The organism is Vogesella sp. EB (genome assembly GCF_001037925.1).
Lineage (GTDB): Bacteria > Pseudomonadota > Gammaproteobacteria > Burkholderiales > Chromobacteriaceae > Vogesella > Vogesella indigofera.
Genome location: NZ_LFDT01000054.1, coordinates 1 through 5,841 on the forward strand (window position 1 = coordinate 1; position 5,841 = coordinate 5,841).

4 protein-coding genes, 2 tRNA genes and 1 pseudogene are annotated in these 5,841 nt (G+C 67.7%); 5 read left to right on the plus strand and 2 right to left on the minus strand.

The features are described from left to right. The 3 genes from recD to ACG97_RS16585 form a co-directional block, all read left to right on the plus strand. On the plus strand, positions 1-1,168 hold a 1,168-nt coding region (gene recD, locus ACG97_RS16575; RefSeq protein WP_047968495.1), incomplete at its 5' end, for an exodeoxyribonuclease V subunit alpha. Between the two features lie 88 nt (positions 1,169-1,256). Beyond that, a complete protein-coding gene (locus ACG97_RS16580; protein ID WP_047968496.1) occupies positions 1,257-2,036 on the plus strand; it encodes a gamma-glutamyl-gamma-aminobutyrate hydrolase family protein in 780 nt (259 codons plus the stop codon). 85 nt (positions 2,037-2,121) lie between these two features. Continuing rightward, a tRNA-Pro gene (locus ACG97_RS16585) sits at positions 2,122-2,198 on the plus strand. A 475-nt stretch (positions 2,199-2,673) separates the two neighbouring features. Here the strand turns inward: ACG97_RS16585 and ACG97_RS16590 are convergent. Further along, positions 2,674-3,453 carry a ferredoxin--NADP reductase gene (locus ACG97_RS16590; RefSeq protein WP_047968497.1) on the minus strand — a complete coding sequence of 260 codons (780 nt, stop codon included), beginning with the start codon at positions 3,451-3,453 and terminating at the stop codon, positions 2,674-2,676. 215 nt (positions 3,454-3,668) lie between these two features. Between ACG97_RS16590 and ACG97_RS16595 the strand changes: the two genes are divergently transcribed. Next, positions 3,669-4,709 (plus strand): isocitrate/isopropylmalate dehydrogenase family protein, encoded by a 1,041-nt coding sequence (locus ACG97_RS16595; protein ID WP_202902809.1) that lies wholly within the window; start codon positions 3,669-3,671, stop codon positions 4,707-4,709. Between the two features lie 221 nt (positions 4,710-4,930). Here ACG97_RS16595 and ACG97_RS16600 read toward each other — a convergent pair. Next, positions 4,931-5,015: transfer RNA gene (locus tag ACG97_RS16600), tRNA-Tyr, on the minus strand. Between the two features lie 132 nt (positions 5,016-5,147). On the opposite strand from ACG97_RS16600, the pseudogene ACG97_RS16605 reads away from it, so the two are divergent. Then, positions 5,148-5,841 (plus strand): annotated as a pseudogene (locus ACG97_RS16605) (sensor histidine kinase); the annotation flags it as partial.

The window sequence follows — 5,841 nt, forward strand, 5'->3', positions numbered from 1 at the left end:
GACCGAGTCGGTGCGCGCCGCGCGTGACCGGTTGCCGGTGGCCGACGCGGTGCGCGCGCAGCTGCCGGACAAGGCGCAGACGCTGCACCGCCTGCTCGGGCTGGTCCCCGGCACCGCGCGCCCGCGCCAGCATGCGGCCAACCCCCTGCCGCTGGACGTGCTGGTGGTGGACGAGGCGTCGATGGTGGACTTGAGCCTGATGGCGCAGACGGTGGCGGCGCTGCCCTCGCACGCGCGGCTGATCCTGCTCGGCGATCGCGACCAGCTGGCGTCGGTGGAAGCCGGCGCGGTGCTGGGCGACATTTGCAGCCGGCAGGCGTGGCGCAGCGACACGGCGCAAGGCCTGCTTGCCGCCGGTATCAATCTGCCCGGGGTGATCGACGATACGGCCATCCTCGCCGACAGCGTGGTGGTGCTGCAGAAGAGTCACCGTTTCGGTGCCGACTCCGGCATCGGCCGCCTGGCGCGCGCGGTCAATGCCGCGGCGCTGGACGAGGTGCACGCCTTGCTGGCGCAGCAGGCGCAGGCCGACATCCGCCAGCAGCCGGCGCTGCCCGACGCCGCCGGCCTGCTGGCGCAGCGCGCCGACTACTGGCAGGCGCTGGCGCAGCTGGACGCCGACGCCGACGCTGCGGACTGGGCGCCGCTGTTTGCCGCCTTCCACCGCTTCATGCTGCTGGCGGCGGAGCGGCACACCGTGGCGGCCATCAACGCGCAGATCGAGGCCGAGCTGGAAAAGCTGGGCCGCAAGGCCGCCGGCAGCGACTGGTACGCCGGCCGGCCGGTGATGGTGACGCGCAACGACTACGGCATCGGCCTGTTCAACGGCGACATCGGCCTCACCGTGATGCGGGAAGGGCGCTTGCGGGTGGTGTTTCCCACCACCGACGGTGGCTGGCGCGAGGTGGCGCCGGCGCGGCTGCCGGAACACGACACCGTGTACGCGATGACGGTGCACAAGTCGCAGGGCTCGGAGTTCGCCAGCGTGTGGCTGGCGCTGCCGGCGGCGCCAAGCGCGGTGCTGACCCGCGCGCTGGTGTATACCGCGATTACCCGCGCCCGCGATATGTTCGTGCTGGCCGGCAACCCGGCGGTGCTGGAGGCCGGCGTGCTCAACGCGCCGCCGCGGCAATCCGGCCTCGCCGGGCGGCTGTGGCCGCAGCCATGAACGGGTGAACCAATCGCCTGCCGGCGGCGTCTGTCTGTGACAGGCTGACGGACTGGCCGCCAGCTCCTGAGCGTGAAAGGTTGGCCGCATGACGACACCACTGAAAATCGGACTCTCCGCCCGCATCTATCACCCGCAGCCCGGCGCCGACGGGCTGCAGTCGAAAACCCTGCAATACCTGGAGCAGTCGGTGGCGCACTGGGTGATGTCGCGCGACGTGATGGTGCTGATGATTCCCACCGTGCTCGGCGACGGCATGATCAACCGCAGCAGCATCCGGCTGGCCGATTACGCGCGCTACCTGGACGGTCTGGTGCTGCAGGGCGGTGCCGACCTCAGCCCGCGCAGCTACGGCGAGGAGGCGCTGCACGATGATTGGCACGGCGACGCGGTGCGCGACGCCTACGAGATGGAGCTGTTCCACGAGTTCGTCGAGGCCGGCAAGCCGGTGCTGGGCATCTGCCGCGGCGCGCAGCTGATCAACGTCGCGCTCGGCGGCACGCTGTACCAGGACATCCCCAGCCAGCTGGGCGTGTCGCATCACCTGCACCGCGACTACGACAGCCACGCCCACGACATCGTGCTGACGCCGGATTCGCTGCTGGCCGGCCTGCTCGGCGGGCAGGGCGGCAAGCAGGTGATCTCCATCCACCACCAGGCGATCCGCGCACTGGGGCGCGGCCTGCTGGTGGAGGCGCGCGCCAGCGACGACGGCCTGATCGAGGCGGTGCGGCTGGACGACGACAACTTCGTCTGCGGCCTGCAGTGGCACCCGGAATTCCACCCGCCCGGCGCCGCGCACCTGCTCGACTGCACCCCGGTGCTGGACCGCTTCCTGTTGCGCGCGCGTGAGCGCTCGCGGCGCTGAACGGGGCGGTCACATTTTTTCTTGGGGAATGGCTTGACAGAGCGGGGAGCGTTACTTATAATTTGCTCCACTTCTTCGGAAGTGACGGAGTGTAGCACAGCCCGGTAGTGCGCCTGCTTTGGGAGCAGGAGGTCCAAGGTTCGAATCCTTGTACTCCGACCAACATGAAAGCCAGTTATCCTCGTGATAACTGGCTTTTGCGTATCTGCGGCCCGCCAGAACTATCTGGCGGGCCGTTGTCGTTTCTGCGCCGCCTTGCCGTATGCCGGTGCGGGCCATCGCACCGCACTGCCGTCGTTCCCGGAGCTGTTAAAACAATCCAGGGTTGGCCGCACGGCTGCGCTATCATGCCGCCGTTTCCCCGTTTCCCCGTTTCCCCGTTTCCCCGTTTCCCCGTTTCCCCGCGCCCGTCCGGCTGTCGCGTGCTGGGGTTGCGGCACACTTCAACTTATCCACAGCGGCAGGCTGATTCCGTAAGTTATCCACAATCGGCATCATCATGGCTACGGTGGGTGCCAACGGCGGTGGCCGCGCGACACGCCATGCGCGGCACGCTCGCCCGCGCGGCGGCGCCAATAGCAAAACACCCCGCACGTGGCGGGGTGTGACAGGCTGGCCGCAAGCGGCAGGGCCGGTATTACTTTTCGACGAAGGCGCGTTCGATGGCGTAGTGGCCTGGCTCGCCCATGCGTGGCGACTCGACAAAGCCGAGGCTGTCCAGCAGCTTGCAGGTGTCTTCCAGCATCGCCGGACTGCCGCACAGCAGCGCGCGGTCGGTCTGCGGGTTCAGCTGCGGCAGGCCGATGTCGCTGGCCAGCTTGCCGTTGAGGATCAGGTCGGTCAGGCGGCCCTGGTTGCGGAACGGTTCGCGCGTCACGGTCGGGTAGTAGATCAGCTTTTCGCGGATCATCTCGCCGAGGAACTCGTGCTCGGCCAGTTCCTTGGTGATGTAGTCCTGGTAGCCCAGCTCGCTGACCCAGCGTACGCCGTGGATCAGCACGATTTTTTCGTAGCGGTCGTACACGTCCGGGTCCTTGATGATGGACATGAACGGGGCGAGGCCGGTGCCGGTGGACAGCAGGTACAGGTTCTTGGCGTCCGGCAGCAGGTTGTCCTGCACCAGGGTGCCGGTCGGCTTGCCGGAGATCACCACCTTGTCGCCCGGCTGGATGTTCTGCAGGCGCGAGGTCAGCGGACCATTCGGCACCTTGATCGAGTAGAACTCAAGGTGCTCTTCCCAGTTGGCGCTGGCCACCGAGTAGGCGCGGATCAGCGGTTTGCCGTTCACTTCCAGACCGATCATCACGAACTGGCCGTTGATGAAACGCAGACCCGGATCGCGGGTGCAAGTGAAGCTGAACAGGGTGTCGTTCCAGTGATGGACGGACAGGACGGTTTCGGAGGAAAGAGTAGCCATGAGTGTCGTCTTTATCAAACGGGCAAATTCAACAAGCGCGTATTCTAACCCGACTTCCAAATAACTGCTTGGATGTAAAGGTTCTGTCTTTATTGCTTTTTTGATTTATATCAGGGGATAGAATGATAGCCGTTCTCGAATAGCCCGCCGTGGCGGGCTTGCCGGCGCTGCTGGCGGCGCCACTTGCCCTGCGCCGGACGGCGCGATATGTTGCCATGCAACAACAAGCAGGCGACACCGAGCGGGAGCAGAAGATGAAACTATGCGTGATCAGCGGCGATGGCATCGGCCGCGAAGTGGTGCCGCAGGCGGTACGGGTATTGCACCGGCTGCTGCCGGCTTTGCAGATCGTGACCGCCGACGCCGGCTGGGACACCTTCCGGCAGCAGGGCACGGCGTTGCCGGCGGCGACGCTGGCGGCGGTGCGCGATTGTGGCGCGGTGCTGTTCGGTGCGGTCAGCTCGCCGGCGTATCCGGTGGCCGGCTACCGCTCGCCCATCGTGCAGCTGCGGCGCGAGCTGGGCTGCCACGCCAATGTGCGGCCAACCCTGAGCCTGCCCGGCAGCGGTGCGGCCGAGGGCATCGACCTCTTGATCGTGCGCGAGAACACCGAAGACCTCTATGTCGGCGAGGAGCACTCCGACGGCGACACCGCCACCGCGATCAAGCGCATCACCCGTGCCGCCTCGCGCCGCGTCGCCGAGACCGCGTTCCGCCTGGCGCAGGACGGCGGCCGCCGGCGCGTCACCATCGTGCACAAGGCCAACATCATGCCGCTCACCGACGGCCTGTTCCGCGACGCGGCACGCGAAGTGGCCGCCGCCTATCCGCAGATCGCGGTGGACGAGCTGCTGGTCGACACCGCCGCGCTGAAGCTGGCGCAGGCGCCGCAAGGCTTCGACGTGCTGCTGGCGCCCAATCTGTACGGTGACATCCTGTCCGATCTGGCGGCGGCGTTCGGTGGCGGGCTGGGCGTGGCGGCGTCGCTGAACCTGGGCGCGCAGGCGGCGATTGCCGAGCCGGTGCACGGCTCGGCGCCGGACATCGCCGGGCGCGGCATTGCCAACCCGGTGGCGGCGCTGCTGTCGCTGGCGTTGCTGCTGCGCCACTGGTGGGCGCGGCCAACGTTGGCCGCAAGCCTGGAGCAGGCGGTGCGGCGCACGCTGGCTGACGGCATCGCCACGCCCGATCTCGGCGGTGACGCGAGTACGGCGACGTTTTGCGATGCGGTGCTGGCGCGGCTGGATCTGGATTAAGGGCTGCGGGACTGGCAGGCTGCGACAAGATGCCGCATTCCGCCACCGCCGGCCATTGGCTATAGTCGGGATTGGCGGGGAGGCGTCTTCGCCTAGCGAACTGGAAGTGGCCGTCCGCAACAGCGGGCGGCTTTTTTTGTGGGCTTTTTTGCGTCAGCGGCGTGGCGGCGCGGGCAAACAAAAAAGCCCTGACGCGGTGCGCAGGACTTTGATGAGTCTTGTGGTGGGGGGAGAAGGATTCGAACCTTCGAAGGCTGAGCCGTCAGATTTACAGTCTGATCCCTTTGACCGCTCGGGAATCCCCCCGACAAGAGCGGCGCATATTAGCCGTCCGTTTTTTTTCTGTCAAGCCTGTGCCCGGCAAAAGGCGCGACCGCCCGCTGCGACAAATCGTCGCAGCCTGCCGCGCGCGGCGACGGCGATGCTAAAGTAGCCGCCATGATGACTTCCACTTTTCCGGCACTGTTTGCGGCCAACCTTGGGCCGGTGGCGCAGGCGGTACGGCGTTTGCGCTGGTTGATGTTGGGCGCGGCGCTGCTGGCGCTGCTGTTGGCCGCACAGCTGGCGCTGCAGTTGCCGTGGCTGCTGCTGGTGCAGGCGCTGGCGACGCTGGCCGTGCTCAACTTCGCGCTGCGGCACTGGCCGCTGCCGCCACGCTCGCAGCTGGCGCTGGGCCTGTTCGGCGACGTGCTGGTGCTCTCCGAGGTGCTGGCCTTCAGCGGCGGTGCCGCCAATCCGCTGGCCTCGCTGTACCTGCCGCCGGTGCTGCTGGCGGCCTTGCTGTTGCCGCCGCGCCAGGCGTGGTTGCTGGCGCTGCTGAGCCTGGGCGGCTACGCGCTGCTGTTTGGCTGGCACCTGCCGTGGCCGCTGGCCGGCGACGATGCAGCCTACGCCTTCCGCCTGCATCTGGTCGGCATGTGGCTGACTTTTGCGGTGTCGGTGCTGTTGCTGACCACCTTCGTGTCGTCGCTGGCGCGGCAGCTGGCGCAGCGCGAGGCGGCGCTGGCGCAGGCGCGCGAGGCGCAGCTGCGCGACGAGCAGCTGGTGGCGCTGGGGGTGCAGGCGGCCGGCACCGCGCACAGCCTGTCGACGCCGCTCAACACGCTGACCCTGCTGTGCGACGAGCTGTGCG